This is a genomic window from Actinomyces oricola, assembly GCF_004104015.1.
Lineage (GTDB): Bacteria > Actinomycetota > Actinomycetes > Actinomycetales > Actinomycetaceae > Actinomyces > Actinomyces oricola.
The window spans coordinates 1-16,598 of record NZ_RYFV01000023.1; the positions used below are offsets into that span (position 1 = coordinate 1).

Below are 16,598 nucleotides of genomic sequence, written 5' to 3' on the forward strand. Positions count from 1 at the left end.
CCTGCGGGCTCTGGGGTCGGATACCTTGGCCAGGACATCGAGCAGACTCTGGCGCGACAGGACCTCGATGGGGCAGGATGGCATAGCGGCGTGGCCTCACCTTCGAGGAATGCAGGACTGTTTAAGCGCTATCCATCATCTCCCAGGCAGGCCACGCCGCAACCCCCGCACCCCCAGAACCCGCCATCACCCCAGGCCAGCCCCACAACAAACGACTTTGCCGAGCCCCTGCGGTGCTGGCGCGCGGATGTCAGCCGAGCGGGCATGAACGTCGGCCAGGGACGGGGAGCGCCACGTGGCCCACATGAGGTCAGGGCCCGTGCGGGGGTCTAATACCCGGCGCGGATGTCTTCACGCCCCCTCGGCGTTCATGGCCGGCTCGGCGAACCAGATCATGGTCTCCCCGTACCTCCGCGAGGAAAAACACGTCAGGCCGGCGGGCCATAGCGGTTCGGGCGCGCGCGCGGAGCGCTCCACCACCACTACCGCCCCCGGCGCCAGCCACGGATCGTTAATCCTGGTCAACGGCTCAAGGATCGCCAGAAGGCCGGCCTCATCGAGATCATAGGGCGGGTCAATGAGAACCAGATCCACCGGCGCCCCCGCCGTCCCGGCCAAGAACGTGGCCGCCTTCGCCGCCACCGCGCGCACGCCGCGCAGCTTCAGAGCCCGCGCGTTGCGCTTGCACACCTTGATCGCCGCCCGACTCGAATCCACCAAGGTGACGTCCGTGGCCCCCCGGCTAGCGGCCTCCAGGCCCAGGGCCCCAGAACCCGCGCACAAGTCCAGGACCCGCGCGTCGTCGACCACGCCATAGTGCTCCAGGCGTCCGAACACCGCCTCACGAACCCGCTCCGAGGTTGGCCGTGTCCCTGAGCGCGGCACGTCAATGCGCCGTCCGCCCACCTTCCCGGCAACGATTCTGGCCATAAGCAGACCTTACGTGAGAGCCTGCCCCCGTCCCGTTAGGCTTGCGGGCATCCCGCCGAAGAGCAGTACATCGACAATTAGAAGAGGGACGAATGTCGTCCACCGATTCTCACGCCGATCCGGCCCTGACCACCCCCTGGAAGCTGCCCGACGAGCCCACACCGGGCCGCGGTAGACGCGTCGCGCCCCGGTCCTGGTTGCGCACGGACGCGCCCCGCCTCAGCCTCAACGGCTCGTGGGCGTTCCGCCTCCACCCAGTCGCCCATCCTGAGGGCCTGGACGAGACGGGCGCCCCCATCGAGCCCAGCTTCGACACCACTGACTCCAGCCTGGGCCCCTGGGAGAGCATTGACCTGCCCGCCCACTGGGTGCTCACAGGGGAAGGGCGCCGCGGCCTGCCCGCCTACACCAACGTCCAGTACCCCATCGCCGTCGACCCGCCTTTCGTGCCCGACGCCAACCCCACCGCCGACCATGTCCGCAGCTTCGAGCTGCCCGCCACCTGGCCGCTGCCCAGATCCGCGGCCCGTCGCAATGCCAACCCCCAGCACGACACCGTCGACTCCATCGCCAACGCCGCCCGGCCGCCGGCCGCCGCCCCCAGCGCCCGCGACTACCTGCGCTTAGAAGGAGTGGAGTCCTTCGCCTCAGTGTGGGTCAACGGCACCTGGGTAGGCTCCACTCAGGGCTCTCGCCTGCCGCAGGAACTCGACGTCACCGGCCTGCTGCACCCGGGCCGCAACACCGTGGCCCTGCGGGTCTCCCAGTGGTCGCCGGGCACCTACCTCGAAGACCAGGACCAGTGGTGGCTGCCCGGCGTCTTCCGGGACGTCGAGCTGCTGCACCGCCCCGCCAACGGCATAGAGGACGTCTGGGTCCGCTCCGACTACGACCCCGCCACCGGCACCGGCTCCCTGGACGTGGAGGTCACCGGCTCCTTCGCCGCCTTCCCCGTGGAGGTCACCGTGCCCGGGCTCGGGCGCAGCGCCCGGCTGCCCGGCCCCGGCACCCGGCACCTGGAAGTGGGCAAGGTCGAGCCCTGGAGCGCCGACCACCCCCGCCTCTATGACGTCGTCGTGGCGGCGGCCGGGGAAACCGCCCGCCTCGTGACAGGGTTTCGCCGCGTCGAGGTCATTGACGGTCAGATCAGAGTCAATGGGCGGCGCCTGGTCATCGCCGGCGTCAACCGGCACGAGATCAACGCCCTGCGCGGCCGCGTCTTCGACGAGGACTGGGCCAGGAGAGACCTGGCCCTGGCCAAGGCCCACAACGTCAACTCCATTCGCACCTCCCACTACCCGCCCCACCCGCGCCTGCTGGAGCTGGCCGACGAGATCGGCCTGTGGGTCATGGAGGAGTGCGACCTGGAGACGCACGGCTTCGAACTCCACGGCTGGGCGGGCAACCCGACCGCCGACCCCGCCTGGAGGGAAGCCTGCCTGGATCGCGCCCGCCGCATGGTCGAGCGCGACAAGAACCACCCCTGCATCCTGTTCTGGTCCCTGGGCAACGAGTCGGGCACCGGCGCCAACCTGGCGGCCATGGCCCAGTGGATCCGCCGCCGTGATCCCAGCCGCCCCCTGCACTACGAAGGGGACCACGAATGCGCCTACACCGACATGCACTCGCGCATGTACCCCACCACGGAGGAGGTCGCCGCCGTCGTCGCCCGCGGGGCCACCGACCCCGACGGCGCCGCCCCCATCGCCTGGGCGGGCCACCCCGCCGCCAGGCTCACCCCCGCCCAGGCCGCCCGCGTGCGCACCCTGCCCTACATAATGTGCGAATACCTGCACGCCATGGGCACCGGCCCCGGCGGAATCGAGGACTACACGGAGCAGATCGAGCCCAACCCCCGCCACGCCGGAGGATTCGTATGGGAGTGGCGCGACCACGCCCTAGTCGATCCGCGACCCGGAGCCGCCGGCGCCCTCAGGTACGGCGGCGACTTCGGTGAAACCGTCCACGACGGCAGCTTCGTGTGCGACGGCATGGTCTCAGCCGCCTCCCGACCCTCAGCGGGCACCACCGCCTGGGCCAACGCGGTCGCCCCCGTCCTGGCCACCGCCGACCCCGCCGTCCCCGGCGTGGTGGCCGTGCGCAACCGCCACCACACCCGCACCACCACCGGGATGCTCCTCATCTGGCAACTGGCGTCGGAGGACACCGCCGACGCCGTCCCCCGCGGGGAGGAGCCCCTGCCCGTCCTGGGCCCGGGGGAGTCCGGCACCATTGTCGTCCCCGACCTCGCCCAGGCCCTGGCCTCCCGCGCCGGCGAGGGCCAGGACCTGCGGGTCTTGACCGCCGTCCTGGACCCCGTCATCGCCGGGGTCGACGACGACGGCCCCCGCCAGATCGACCCGACCACCGGGGCCCGCCTCCTGCCCCAGGTGGGGTGCAGCGACGCCGCCGGGCGCCGCGTCATGAGCATCCGTGAAGTGCGCGTGCCCGTCATCCACGGTCTGCGCAGCCCCCAGGGGGCCGCCGGCAGCGCCCCCGCCCCCGCCCGCCGGCCCGGAGGCGGCATTGACCTGGGGCCGGCCCACCTCGACCGCGCCGGCCTGCTCACCACCCTGGCCGGAGTGAGCGTCGTCGGCCCGCTGCCCACGATCTGGCGGGCCCCCACCGACAATGACGAGGGCCACGGCCCCCTTGACTACTGGCGTGCCGCCCCCACCAGGGCCGCCCTGGGGGCGGGCGCGGGACGGTCGGGCCCCTCCAGCGCCGACCGTTGGCGCCAGGCCCGCCTGCACCTCATGAACCGGCGGCACCTGGAAACCGAGCCGGAGGGGGACTGCGTGACGGTGCGCTCGCGCTGCTCCGCGCCCTCACGCACCTGGACCCTGGAAGTGACCACCACCGCGCGCGCCGAACGCGGCGGGGTGCGCCTGCGCACCCGGATCGTGCCCACCGGGGACCTCCCGCCGGTCCTGCCCCGCCTAGGGGTGTGCCTGGGCTTGCCCGCCGAACTGAGTGAGGCCACCTGGAGCGGCACCGGCCCGGCCCCCGCCTACAGCGACCTCGCCGGCGCCGTGCGCCACGGGGTCTTCGCCGCGCCCGTGGGACGCATGTGGCAGCAGCCGGTGCGCCCCCAAGAAGGCGGCAACCGGCCCGGACTGCGCAGCCTGTGGCTCAAGGGCCGAGCCCATCGGGTCGTGGTGCTCATCGACCCGGGCACCCCCGTCTCCTTCTCTTTGAGCCCCTGGAGCCTGGACAACCTCACCGCGGCGGCGCACGTGGAGGAGCTCGTCGCCGACTCCCGCCTCTGGCTGCACCTGGATGCACTCCACCACGGCATTGGCTCGCGCTCCTGCGGCCCCGACGTGCGCCCCGAGCACGCGGCGGTACCGCGCCCGGTGGTAATCGAGTTCTGGATTGGGGCACGGTCCGCCTAGGCCCGGCGCGGCCGAGGGCCGGCGTCGGTAGAGCCGCCCCAGGCAGCACGGTCCACCCGGGCCGGGCGCGGTCGAGGGCCGGCTCGGCCGCGGACAGGACCTGGATCGGGCAGTGTGCTGCGCCTCCTGGTTCGGTCTCGGCGCGCGTCCCGCACCTGGCGGGAGGGGGCCGTTAGCGTGACGCCCATGAGCTTGGCCGTGTACCCCGGAAGCTTCGACCCGATCACCCTCGGGCACATCGACGTCGTGGCCCGGGCGACGGCGCTCTTCGACCATGTGGTCCTGGGGGTGGCCCACAACGCCGCCAAGACCGGCAGCCACCTGCTCGACATTGACACCCGCCTGGCCCTGGCCCGGGAGTCCTGCGCCCACCTGCCCGGCGTCGAGGTCGACACCATCCCCGGCCTGCTGGCCGACTACTGCGTCCAGCGGGGGGCCACCGCCATTGTCAAGGGGGTGCGCAACGGCACGGACCTGGACGCCGAGGTGCCCATGGCCCTGCTCAACCGCGACCTGGGCGCCCCCGAGACCGTGCTCCTGGTGGCCGCGCCCGCCCACGCCCACGTCTCCTCCTCGCTGGTCAAGGATGTAGCCCGCCATGGTGGAGATGTCACCGCATTCGTCCCCGCCCCTGTACTGCGCGCCCTGACACGTGCCTTCGCCGGTGCTTGAGCACCGCAGCCCACCAGACACCGAAGGGAAGGACCCCGCCAGTGACCACCAAACGCGACGCCGGCGACGACCTGCTGCTCATCCTCGACCAGCTCGACGAGCTCATCGCCACGGCCCGCTCCATGCCCATGAGCTCGTCGGCCATCCTCAACCGCGACGAGGCCCTGGGGCTCATTGACCGCGCCCGCCAGGCGGTGCCCACGGCCCTGCGCCGCGCCGAGCAGATCGTCGCCGACGCCGACGCCGTCCTGGCCCAAGGGCGCGAGGAGTCCGAGCGCATTATCCAGCACGCCCACGAGGAGGCTGAGCGGCTCATCGCCGGGGAGAACATTGTCCACCAGGCCAATGACCGCGCCGACGCCATTGTTGCCGCCGCCGAAGAGCACGCCGCCCAGCTGCGCAACGGCGCCGACGACTACTGCGATCGTTCCCTGGCCACCCTGGAGGGCGAGATCGACCGCCTCAGCGAACAGGTGCGCGCCGGTCGCGAGGTCCTGGCCCAGCGCATGGAGCACCGCTCGGCCTCCAGCGCGGAGGAACCCGCCCAGGGTGGCTTCCCCCGCCGCTGGGCCGGCTGGTCGGTGGACCCCGCCACCGCCCACTGAGGCGAGGGCGGGTACAGGCGGGTACATTCGCGCCCGGGACACACCGTCCCGCACCGCCGCCACGCAGGAGGAAGCCATGCCCGGACTCGTCGTCGACATCGTCGACCTGCCCCAGCAGGCGGGCAGTACCAAGAACATCCACCTGGAGGAGCCCGCCCCCGCCGACCTGGGTACCGAGGTCATTGGCGTCCAGAAAGGAACCCCGGTGGTCCTGGATGCAAGCCTGACCAGCGTCGAGGACGGCGTGCTCGTGCGCGCCCGCACCCGGGTCCATATCCACGGCGAGTGCGTGCGCTGCCTGCGCGACCTCGACGAGGACCGCACCATAGCCTTTGACGAGCTCTACCTGCTGCCCGAGGCCCGTGCCGCCCAGATCGCGCAGGGCGACGAGGAGGCCGAGGGGTTCTTCCTCGTCGGGCCGACCTCCCTCGACCTGGAGCCGGCCCTGCGCGACGCCCTCGTCCTGGAGCTCCCCTTCCGCCCCCTGTGCCGCCCCGACTGCGCGGGCCTGTGCTCGCAGTGCGGCGAGCGCCTCGACGACCTGGAGGCCGGCCACAGCCACGAGGTCCTCGACCCGCGCTGGTCCGCCCTGGCCGGGCTGCTGACCGACGCGGACCGGCCCCAGTCGGGCGGCGCCGGGACCGACGATCCAGTCCCCGACGGCGCCGGGGTCCAGGCCCCCGCCCCCACCGGCGCGCACTCCTGTCGAGAGGAGGCCTAAATGGCGTCGCGCCGCAAGCCCCGCCCCGCCCGCACCGACCTTGAGGCCCTGGTCTACCGCTGGGGTCCCGCCATTGACCCCGAGCTGCTTGACCTGGCCCTGACCCACCGCTCCTGGGCCCACGAGAACGGTGGCCTGCCCACCAACGAGCGCCTGGAGTTCCTGGGCGACTCCGTGCTCAGCATCATTGTCACCGAGTACCTGTACCGCACCCACCCCGAGGTCCCCGAGGGGCAGCTCGCCAAAATGCGCGCCGCCACCGTCTCCGAGCCGGCCCTGGCCGGGGCGGGGCGCGACCTCGGCCTGGGGGAATTCATCCGCCTGGGCAAGGGCGAGGCCCTTTCCGGGGGGCGGGACAAGGACTCCATCCTCTCCGACACCGTCGAGGCCCTTATCGGCGCCACCTACCTGACCCACGGCCTGGAGCCCACGCGCGCCGTCGTCGAGCGGCTGGTGGCGCGCTTCCTGTCCGATGCGCGCATCCGCGGCGCCGGCCTGGACTGGAAGACCAGCCTCCAGGAGCTCTCCGCCGCCCACGGCCTGGGCAACCCCTCCTACAAGGTCGAGGGCGACGGCCCCGACCACGACCGGGTCTTCCACGCCCACGCCCTGGTCGACGGCGAGGTGCTGGGGGAGGGCACCGGCCCGTCCAAGAAGATCGCCGAGCACAGGGCCGCCGAGGCCGCCTACGCCACCATCCTGGCGGCGCGCGGCGACGGCGGCCTCAACCTGCCCGGCGTCAACGACGCTCTGCGCGCCGACCTCAAGGCCCAGCAGGCCGCCAGCACCGGGTCCGGGGGCAAGGCCAGGACTGCCGGCTCAAGCACCCCGCGCCGGCCCCCGGCCGCGGGCGCCCCGGGTGGCGAGACCGCGGGCGGCACCACCAGCCGCCGGCGCGCCGCCCGCCGGGGGCCGGCCTCCAAGAGCATGACTCCGGGCAGCCCCCGATCCTAAGGGGTCCCGGTGCCCGAGCTGCCCGAGGTCGAGTCCGTCCGCCGCGGCCTGGAGCGCCACCTGGCGGGGCGCACCATCGCCGGCGTCCAGGTCTTCCACCCCCGGCCGCTGCGCCGCCAGAGCGGAGGGCCCGACGCCTTCGCCCGAGCCGTGAGCGGGCGCACCATGACCGGTGCGGTGCGCCGCGGCAAACTCCTGTGGCTGCCCCTGGACGACGGCCGGGCCCTGGCCGCCCACCTGGGCATGAGCGGTCAGCTCCTGGTGCGCGGCACTCGCCCGCCGGCCGACGGCGAGCGGGCCCGCCGTCGGGCGCCCCTGGGGGCGGACGCCGAGCGGCCCGGCACCCGGGCCGACGGGCGGGGCACGCCGCTGCGGCCGGGGGCGCCGGGAGGGCCCGAGGACGCCCCCGGCGCCCCCGCGCCGGAGCGAGACCCCTGGCCCCGCCCGCGTCACCTGCGCGTCCGCCTCCACCTGGAGCCCGACGACGCCGACGCCCCCGGCGGGGCGGCCCTGGACTTCGTGGACCAACGCATGTTCGGCGGCCTGCACGTCGTCGACCTGGTATCCACCGACGACGGTGCGCCGGGCGGACTCGGCTCCCCCCAAGCGCTCCTCCCCGCCGACGCGACGCACATTGCCCGGGACCTGCTTGACCCCGACCTGGATGGCACCAAGACCATCGCCCTTATTCGGGCCTCGCGCCGCCCGATCAAGACTCTCCTGCTGGACCAGGGGATTGTCTCAGGGGTGGGCAATATCTACGCCGACGAGGGCCTGTGGGCCGCCTCCATCCACGGGCTGCGCCCAGGGCAGGCGCTGGGCCCGCTCGTGGCCGGGCGCCTCCTGGCCTCCACCGCCCAGGTCATGGAGCGCGCCCTGACAGCGGGCGGGACGAGCTTCGATGCCCTCTATGTCGACGCCGAGGGAACAGCCGGGTACTTCGCCCGCGAACTGGCCGCCTACGGTCGAGCGGGCCAGGAGTGCCGCCGCTGCAAGACAGTGCTGTGCGCCGAGACCATTGGCGGGCGCAGCCACGTCTTCTGCCCCCGCTGTCAAAGACGCCCGCGCCGCTGACCCGACCCGGCGCTCCCCGGCTCGGGCGCCAGCGGTCGGGCGTGCGGGGTCGGGACGCGCCCGCACGGCAAATATGTGGTGCAGATCATAGATGACCGCCAATCGACAAAGATATAGATGTTCTATATCATCTAGTCTGCACTGGTCGACAAGAGGGTCGGCGCCGGGCTGATCGCGGACCCGGGCCCGCCCTCCGGGTGCACAGTCAATGATGCGCGAAAGGTCAACTGCGATGGTCAAAGAGGACGTCAAGCAGGTGTTGCACAGAATTGTGATCCTGGGAAGTAGTGGAGGGAATCTCCGCAGCCACGGCGGGAGCGATCCGGCCCGGCTGATCGCCGACACGAAGAAGCAGATCGACGCGGCGGGATTCATCCTGGACGACGTCCAGTTCGTTGGGGCGGAATCCTCTATGGATGGAATCTCGGCAAGCACTCCCGCCGAGCTGTGGGAGCTCAGGCAGGGCGCCCCCGTCGTGTCGGCGTCAGGAACCCTGGAGGAGGTCAATGCGAAGGCCCGCGAGCGCGATCGGCAGATCGCCGCCCGCGTGCGCGCCGGCGACATCTCCGGCCTCATCCTCATGAGCTGCGATCCCGACGACACCAATTCCCAGGCCATTGCCGCGGCGGCGCTAAAGGGCATCCCGGTCGTGGGCACGGGGGGAACCTCGATCGCCAAGGCGCAGTCGCTGGGGGCCAATGTGGTCGCCTCCTCGGGGACCACCGGCACGAACAGCGCCACAAGGGCCGTGGCGAACGTCTCGGGACTCGCCAAGGCGCTGGGCGTTAAGTACCGCCCCGTGCTCGGCTCCTCCTCGGCGGGGGGCGCGGCGCAGGACGAGGCCGCGTGGAGGCGGATCAGCATTCGCGGGATCATGGTGGGCAGCATCCCCGCGTTCATCTGCCTGGCCCTGGTCCTGGCTCTCAGCAAGATCCCGGTCCTGGGCGCCCTGACCGACGTCTTCGACCTTCTGATCGCGTCGCTGCCCATTGTCGTTGCGGCCGTCGCCGCACGAAAGATCTCCGGGCTCGACGAGGTCGGCCTCGTCGCCGGAGCCGTCGCCGGGATTCTCGCCGCGCCCGGAGGACTCCTGGGGGGCCTGGTCGCCGGAATCCTCTCCGGTCTCCTGGCGGCGTTCCTGATCAAGTGGACGCTGGCCAGTCACTTCCCCGCGACTACTGCGAATATTGTCACCGGGGCCCTGGGCGGCCTGATTCCCGGGCTCGTGGTCTACTACCTTCTGGCGCCATTCACCGCCCTGCTCGGCGAGTGGGTCAAGACGGCCATTGAATGGGCGCTGGAGGTCAGCCCCCTCCTGGCGGGGGCGCTGGCCGGCCTGGCAATGTGGCCCTCCATTATTGGGGGCGTGTACCACTCGGTGATTCTGCCCCTGGTGCTGCTGGAGATGGGGCAGAAGGGGCACAGCTTCTTCGGCGCTATTGACATGGTGGCGCTGGTCATGACGTCGCTTGGAATCACCCTGGCCAATGTCGTCCGTCCCCGAACCAGTGGGGAGCGCGCACTTGCCGGCTCGGGGGCGGCCGTCAACTTCTTCTTCGGCACGTTCGTCGAGTCCTCCTATCCCTTCATGTTCGGGGACAAGAAGATCTTCGCGACAGCGCTTCTGGCCGCCACGGCCGGCGGCATGGCGGTCGGCGCCACCGGGGTCGAGGCCTCCGCTTATCTTCCCGCGTTCCTGGCCCCGTTCATCTCCACCAATGCGGTGGGGCTGGTTCTGGCCATGCTGACCTCATTCGCCATCGCGTTCGCCCTGACTTTCGCCACCAACACTATTCACCTCAAGCAAAGCAAGCAGAACGCCGCCGACCGGTCAGACGCCTGAGCGGCCCCCGACGGATACCGGAAAGGAAGACACGGAGATGAACCATTACCAGACCCACGACATGGACCGCCGTCGGGCCGCAGCCATGGCCAAGGTCCGCGGGGCGATCCGGGAGCACGGCGGGACCACGTTGCTGAGCACGGGGATCACCGCGGACGACGCCCGACTGGCCCGCGCCGTCATTGACACCGGCGTCAAAATGCTCGAGCCCAACCATCCGGCCATTGCGCTGGCCAGAGGGGTTCGCGGGGTCACGGACATGCACTCGGCTGAAAGCGTTCGGCACGAGGTGGAGCACGCCGAGCTCATCCGCGTGGTCAACGGGGTCCGCGCCGTCGCCGGCCCGGAGATCTTCATTACCGTGGGGATCCCCGGGGGATTCACGGAGGTGCAGCCGGTGGGGCTCGACGAGAGCACCTTCTTCGATCTGGCCGTTGCCGGTGCGGACGGGCTCCACACGCACAAATCGAGCCTTGAGGACCTGGAGTCCTGGGTGCGCGACGCCCATCGGGCCGGCCTGACCGTGGACGCCTACATCGCCCATCCCGACGACCGTCACCCCTTCGGCATTGAGGCCGCCACCGCGCAGGAGGTGGCCCGCACGGCGCGCCGCATGGAGGATCTGGGCGTCGACATGATCGGACTCATGACGGGCATGTCCTACGGCGGGGCCGCCGCGGGGGAGATCCCCGCGCAGATCAAGGAGCGCCTGGCCGCCCTCGTCGAGACCGTCAGCGTCCCGACGCTGGCCGAGGGCGGCATCAATGTCACCAACTATGAGGCATTCCGGGGCACGGGGGTCAATGTCCTCGTGGTGGGGACCTCGTTCGACGACGTTGCCCGGGAGGCCGTCGCCCAGACAGCGAGACGGTACATCAGCGCCGAGAGCCGAGCCTGAACCTCTGCGATAATCCGACGCATGGCAGGCGTGAAGGGCTCCCAAAGGTCGCTCCACGAGCGGATCTATCTTGAGATCAAGGCGGATATTGAGCAGGGCGCGCTCGCGGCGGACACCCAGCTGCCAACCGAGCTGGAGTTGGCCCAGAAGTATTCCGTCAGCCGTGGCACGGCACGGCAGGCGATCACGCGCCTGGTCAACGAGGGGCTTGTGGAGCGGATGGCCGGCCGGGGGACTTTCGTGACGCCGCGCAGGCTCAATTACACTGCGCACGAGTTGCTCGGCTTTTCTCAGCAGATCCGGGATGCGGGGCTCACTCCCAGCTCGGAATTGGTCGATCTGGGACTGGTGGGAAACACGAATGGCGAGTTCGGTCCCCGAGTCGAGCGGCTCGTGCGCGTCGAACGGGTTCGCAAGGCGAACGGTGAACCGGTGGCCCTCGAGGAGTTGTTCCTCCCGTGGCCCCGGTTCGCCGGGCTCCGGGACATGGATGTCGAGGAAATAGCGATCTACGACACGCTGGAGACCGTGTTCGGCGTCAGGCTCGGCTCAGGCGAATTCACTATCGACCTGGTGGAACTGGACGACAGGAGGGCCGGGCTGCTCATGGAGCGGGCCGGGGCGGCGGCATTCCTCATGCACGGCGTCGTGTCGGACGACAACGCTCAGCCGATCGTTCGGGTTCGATGCTATTACCGGCGCTCACGGTACTCCTTCCAGTTCACAGTCCGGCGCGAACAGCACGACGCCCCCGGGTCCATGACTCCCAGGCCGGTCATGACCGGCGTGGACTCGTAACTGACGCAAAACAAGTCATATTGTTTGAACATCCAGAATGTTCTAAAATTCTATATTTCTGGTTCCGGGGTGGCGCGAGCACTCCCGCCGCCCCGGCAGCGGAGCCACTGGTGGTCGCCGCCGGGCCCTGGTGCGGGCCGGTTACCCGGCGCCGTCGATGCCGGCCGGATGGACCCGGATGGACATGGATGGACATGGATGGACATGGAGGCGGTGGTGGGCGCCGGCCTGCTTACACTTTGGCTCGTGAGCACACTTCCTCTTCGGCCAGGTCTTGAAGGCGAGACGCCCTACGGCGCACCTGAGCTCGAGGTGCCTGTGCGCCTCAACGTCAATGAGAACCCGTACCCGCCCTCGCAGGGTGTTATCGCCGACATTGCTCAAGCGGTCACGAAAGCCGCTGCCGGACTCAACCGTTACCCGGATCGGGACTTCCCCGCCCTCAGGCAGGCCCTGGCGGACTACTTGGCCGTCGAGTCCAAGGTGCGCCTGTCCTGGGAGCGCATCTGGGCGGCCAATGGCTCCAACGAGGTCATGCTTCACATCCTCCAGGCCTTCGGCGGGCCAGGACGTGCTTGCCTGTCCTTCACCCCCTCCTACTCCATGTACCCCGAGTACGCCCGCGACACCCTGACCACCTACGTCGCCGCGCCCCGCCGCGAAGACTTCACCCTCGACCTCGACGCCGTGGCCACCGCCATTGACCGCGAGCGCCCCGCCGTCATTCTGCTGGCCAGCCCCAACAACCCCACCGGCACCGGACTGGAACTGGGCGCCGTCCAGTCCATCCTCGACGCCGCGCGCGGCCGCGGCCCGGCGACCACCGCCGGCGAGCCCACCGACTGCATCGTCGTCATTGATGAGGCCTACGGGGAGTTTCGCCGCGCGGGCGTCCCCAGCGCCCTGGAGCTCCTGGACGCCAACCCTCACCTGGCGGTATCCCGCACCATGAGCAAGGCCTTCGGTATGGCGGGGCTGCGCCTGGGGTACCTGGCGGCCTGCGCCGAAGTCGTGAATGCGCTGCGCGTGGTCCGCCTGCCCTACCACCTCTCCTCAGTCACCCAGGCCACCGCTCTGGCGGCCCTGTCCCACCGCGAGGAGCTCATGAGCCAGGTCGCCTCCCTGCGCGCCCAACGCGACGTCCTGGTGCCCTGGCTGCGCGAGCAGGGCCTGACCGCCTACGACTCCGACGCCAACTTCGTCCTCTTCGGGCCCTTCGAGGACCGCCAGGACGTCTGGAGGCGCCTGCTCGATCGCGGCGTTCTCATCCGCGTGGTCGGCCCGACCGGGTACCTTCGGGTGTGCATCGGGACACCGCAGGAGATGGAGCAGTTCCGCTCCGCACTCGTGACCGTCATAAAGGAGACCCGTCCATGAGCCGCACTGCCCGCATCGAACGCACCACCAGCGAGTCCAGTGTCGTTGTCGAGATCAACCTCGACGGCACCGGCACAACGGACATTGAGACGACAGTCCCCTTCTACAACCACATGCTCACGGCACTGGGCAAGCACTCCCTGATCGACCTGAGCGTGCGCGCCTCAGGCGACACTGACATTGACGTCCACCACACTGTGGAGGACACCGCCATCTGCTTCGGCCAGGCCCTGCGCCTGGCCCTGGGGGACAAGCGCGGCATTAAACGTTTCGGGGACGCCACCGTCCCCCTTGACGAGGCCCTGGCCCACGCCGTCGTCGATCTCTCGGGCCGCCCCTACCTGGTCCACGAGGGGGAGTCGGAGGCCTTCGTCCACCACCTCATCGGCGGGCACTTCACCGGCTCCATGGTTCGCCACGTCCTGGAGGCCATTGCCTACCACGCCCACATCTGCCTGCATGTGCGCGTGCTCTCAGGCCGCGACCCCCACCACATTGCTGAGGCCGAGTTCAAGGCCTTGGCCCGCGCCCTGCGCGCCGCCGTCGAACCCGACCCTCGCGTGACCTCCATCCCCTCAACCAAGGGAACCCTGTAATGAGTGACACCACCGGCCCCCACGGAGACGACTGGGACCTCGACGCCGAGTTCACCGCCATGATGAGCGGCATTGAGATCCCCGAGGACCTCGCCGACCTGGCCGCCCCACCGGCAGACGACCAGCCCGACGCCACCACCCCCCACAAGACCCCGGAGACCCCGCAGCCGGCCGACCCCGCCGACCTGCCCGCCAACATCTACCATCCGGCTGAGGACCAGGAGGACCCCCTGACCCCCGAGCAGCAGGCCGAGGTCGCCGCCCTGGCCGCCGCCCTGGAGGCCGACGGGTCCCCGGCCGCCCCCGCAGCGAAGGCCGTCAAGGTCGCCGTCGTCCTGACCCCGATCCTCAAGGCCGAGGTCCTGGCCGGCCTGTGCTCCATGGCCGGCCAGGACTGCATTGTGGTCCCGACCAGCTCCGGGGCCGTGGCCGTCAAGGAGTTCGTCTCCGCCCATGCCCAATGGGACGTCTCCGAGCTTCTGGGCGGGGCCGACTCCGAGCCCACTGAGGCCGCCGAACTCGCCGGCACCCTCTCGCGGCTTAGCCGGGGGGGATCCGTGCTCATGACCGCGGACCTCGCCACCGATATCGGCATTGAATCCGGGCTGTCGGGGACCATCGCCGCGCGCCACTACGTCAACGGCAAGGCCGGTGGGGAGGCTTCAGCGGGGCTGCTGCTCGCCGGTGTTGACCAGGTCGTCGAGGACATCCTGCTGGGCGTCGTCAAGGCCGAGGAGGTCCCCGGCGCCGTGCACAGCAGCGAGGCCAAGCCCTCGCGGGTCGTGCGCTGGCTCGGGCGGGGCCTGCGCCGGGGCGGCCAGGGGGCCTGAGCGGGTCGGCGGGTGCACCCCGTTCGTTGGGGCGCATTGGTCTCAACCGAGCCCAAGCGCCGCCGAAAGAGTGAGGAAAACGGTACCCGCCCCCAGCATCCGGGGGATGGCCAGTTCGTAGCCCTCCCGGGTGCCGCTGCCGGGCTGGTTCATGTGGGAGATGACCACGTCCCCGGCCCCGGCCGCCTCCACCTCCGCGGCCACCGCCGGGCCGCTCAGTGTCGCCCCGGCGTCACCGTTGACCGAGAACCCGGCCGCCATCAGGCCCAGGTCGCCGGCAATGGCCACGGCAACATCATCCCAGTGCGCCGTGCCGGGCCTGAAGAAGCGCGGGGTGGCGCCGGTGCTCTCCATGAGCAGCTGCTGGCTGCCCATGATCTCGTCGTAGACCGCGCCCGCGTCCGCGGTCCCGGCGATCCCGTAGGCGCTCTGCCCAGACACTGACAGCGGCAAGTGCGCGGTGCCGTGATTGGCGATCTCGACCACCCCGCTGTCAACCAGGCGCCCAGTGGCGCCGGGATTGGCCTCGACCCAGCGGGAGTTGAGGAAGGCGGTGAAGGGGACCCCCAGCCCAAGCAGGACGTCAATAAGCGCCTCATCGACCTGTGAACCGCCCGGCCCCCCGCAGGCGTCCAGGGTCAGGCACACCCCGCCGGCCCCAGTGGTTGAAACGATGCCCTCCCCAGCCAGGTCGAACCATGCCGGTGAGCGGCCCGCATAGGAGGACACGATCTGTTCTCGGCTCACGCCCCCCGGGGTGCTCGCCGAGCTCGGTGAGGGGGAGGGCGCGGGGCTCGCCGAGGGCGACGGTGTGGGGGAGGCCGGCACTGGCGGGGCCGTTGCCGGCACGGCTGATGGCGAGCCGGCCCCTGGGGCGGGGTCGCCTCTCACGCAGCCAACCAGCGAAGCGGCGGCCCCCAGGACGAGGGCGCCTGCGCGCACCACGCTCCTACGGGGCACGGCGGGGACGGCGGGTTGTGCGGATGGGCGGGGCGTGAACACGGGCCCATTGTGGCCCCGAACCCGCACCTCTCCTCACATGCCCGGGGCGCGGCACCGCCCGGCGTCCCGAGCAGCCGGTACCGCCCGGCGCCCCGAGCCGGGGCCGCGCAAGCCGACTCCCGGACGCCCCGGGGCGTCTGAGCGCGCCCGCCCCGCGGCGCGCCCGGTTTGGACTCGCAGCGTGGACACCCGGAGGCCACCCCGGGGGCGAGCCGGTACCCTCAACGGTGTGAAGCAGCCCTTCGTCGTCGTCCTCAGCTACGGATCCGGGAACGTGCGCTCGGCTGTGCGCGCCCTGGAGCGCGTCGGCGCCCGCGTCGCCCTGACCGCCGACGAGGAGGCCGTCACCGGCGCCGACGGGCTCGTCGTCCCCGGGGTGGGGGCCTTCGGGGCGGTCATGGGCCAACTCAGCGCGGTTGGGGCGCCGCGCCTCATTGAGCGCCGCCTGGCCGGGGGCCGCCCGGTGCTGGGCATCTGCGTGGGCATGCAGGTCATGTTCGACTCCAGTCAGGAGCACGGCACCACCAGCCACGGCCTGGCCCAGTGGCCCGGCACCATTACCCGCCTGCGCGCCGACATCGTGCCCCACATGGGCTGGTCCGCGGTGCGCCCCCCGAGCGGCAGCGTGCTCTTCGACGGCGTGGCCGACCAGCGCTTCTACTTCGTCCACTCCTACGCGGCCACAACCGACCCGGCCAGCCTCATGGAGGCCGGCCCTACGCGCCTGCCACAGGCGACCTGGGCCACCCACGGCCAGGACTTCGTGGCCGCCGTGGAGAACGGGGCCCTGTCCGCCACCCAGTTCCACCCCGAGAAATCCGGCGACGCCGGTGCTGAGCTCCTGCGCAACTGGCTCACCACCCTCTGACACCCGGCCGACCCCCGTCCCACGAGGAGACCGTC

At 71.1% G+C, this 16,598-nt stretch carries 14 protein-coding genes and 1 pseudogene; 13 read left to right on the forward strand and 2 right to left on the reverse strand.

Going from position 1 to position 16,598, the window contains the following annotated elements:
* Positions 1–351 precede the first annotated feature (351 nt).
* Positions 352–930 (reverse strand): 16S rRNA (guanine(966)-N(2))-methyltransferase RsmD, encoded by a 579-nt coding sequence (gene rsmD / locus EUC46_RS09325; RefSeq protein WP_128773894.1) that lies wholly within the window; start codon positions 928–930, stop codon positions 352–354.
* 92 nt (positions 931–1,022) lie between these two features.
* Between rsmD and EUC46_RS09330 the strand changes: the two genes are divergently transcribed.
* The 12 genes and pseudogenes from EUC46_RS09330 to EUC46_RS09385 all read left to right on the forward strand — a co-directional run bounded on the left by EUC46_RS09330 (position 1,023) and on the right by EUC46_RS09385 (position 14,693).
* Positions 1,023–4,325 (forward strand): glycoside hydrolase family 2 TIM barrel-domain containing protein, encoded by a 3,303-nt coding sequence (locus EUC46_RS09330; protein ID WP_128773895.1) that lies wholly within the window; start codon positions 1,023–1,025, stop codon positions 4,323–4,325.
* 186 nt (positions 4,326–4,511) lie between these two features.
* Entirely contained in the window at positions 4,512–4,997 is a 486-nt protein-coding gene (gene coaD / locus EUC46_RS09335) for a pantetheine-phosphate adenylyltransferase (RefSeq protein WP_128773896.1), read from the forward strand.
* Positions 4,998–5,038: 41 nt separating this feature from the next.
* Entirely contained in the window at positions 5,039–5,602 is a 564-nt protein-coding gene (locus tag EUC46_RS09340; protein ID WP_128773897.1) for an ATP synthase subunit B family protein, read from the forward strand.
* A 76-nt stretch (positions 5,603–5,678) separates the two neighbouring features.
* Positions 5,679–6,323 (forward strand): YceD family protein, encoded by a 645-nt coding sequence (locus EUC46_RS09345; RefSeq protein ID WP_128773898.1) that lies wholly within the window; start codon positions 5,679–5,681, stop codon positions 6,321–6,323.
* Positions 6,324–7,100: pseudogene (gene rnc / locus EUC46_RS09350) on the forward strand (ribonuclease III); the annotation flags it as partial.
* A gap of 186 nt (positions 7,101–7,286) precedes the next feature.
* Positions 7,287–8,351 (forward strand): bifunctional DNA-formamidopyrimidine glycosylase/DNA-(apurinic or apyrimidinic site) lyase, encoded by a 1,065-nt coding sequence (gene mutM, locus EUC46_RS09355; RefSeq protein WP_128773900.1) that lies wholly within the window; start codon positions 7,287–7,289, stop codon positions 8,349–8,351.
* Between the two features lie 232 nt (positions 8,352–8,583).
* The gene (locus EUC46_RS09360) at positions 8,584–10,194 is read left to right on the forward strand and encodes a hypothetical protein (RefSeq protein ID WP_206645951.1); all 1,611 of its coding nucleotides are present in this window, start codon (positions 8,584–8,586) and stop codon (positions 10,192–10,194) included.
* Positions 10,195–10,231: 37 nt separating this feature from the next.
* Positions 10,232–11,092 (forward strand): beta/alpha barrel domain-containing protein, encoded by an 861-nt coding sequence (locus EUC46_RS09365; RefSeq protein ID WP_128773901.1) that lies wholly within the window; start codon positions 10,232–10,234, stop codon positions 11,090–11,092.
* A 21-nt stretch (positions 11,093–11,113) separates the two neighbouring features.
* Positions 11,114–11,890 carry a GntR family transcriptional regulator gene (locus EUC46_RS09370; RefSeq protein ID WP_128773902.1) on the forward strand — a complete coding sequence of 259 codons (777 nt, stop codon included), beginning with the start codon at positions 11,114–11,116 and terminating at the stop codon, positions 11,888–11,890.
* A gap of 204 nt (positions 11,891–12,094) precedes the next feature.
* Complete coding sequence (locus EUC46_RS09375) at positions 12,095–13,267, forward strand: histidinol-phosphate transaminase (protein WP_128773938.1); 1,173 nt, start codon at positions 12,095–12,097, stop codon at positions 13,265–13,267.
* Complete coding sequence (gene hisB / locus EUC46_RS09380) at positions 13,264–13,863, forward strand: imidazoleglycerol-phosphate dehydratase HisB (protein WP_128773903.1); 600 nt, start codon at positions 13,264–13,266, stop codon at positions 13,861–13,863. Before EUC46_RS09375 ends, hisB begins: the two co-directional genes overlap by 4 nt.
* Positions 13,863–14,693, forward strand: coding sequence for a hypothetical protein (locus EUC46_RS09385; protein ID WP_128773904.1), 831 nt, complete (start codon positions 13,863–13,865; stop codon positions 14,691–14,693). The genes hisB and EUC46_RS09385 overlap by 1 nt, the downstream gene beginning before the upstream one ends.
* 42 nt (positions 14,694–14,735) lie before the next feature.
* Here the strand turns inward: EUC46_RS09385 and EUC46_RS09390 are convergent, their stop codons facing one another.
* Positions 14,736–15,440, reverse strand: a complete 705-nt coding sequence (locus EUC46_RS09390; protein WP_164918799.1) for a polysaccharide deacetylase family protein — start codon at positions 15,438–15,440, stop codon at positions 14,736–14,738.
* Positions 15,441–15,924: 484 nt separating this feature from the next.
* On the opposite strand from EUC46_RS09390, the gene hisH reads away from it, so the two are divergent.
* The gene (gene hisH, locus EUC46_RS09395) at positions 15,925–16,563 is read left to right on the forward strand and encodes an imidazole glycerol phosphate synthase subunit HisH (RefSeq protein ID WP_128773906.1); all 639 of its coding nucleotides are present in this window, start codon (positions 15,925–15,927) and stop codon (positions 16,561–16,563) included.
* Positions 16,564–16,598 lie beyond the last annotated feature (35 nt).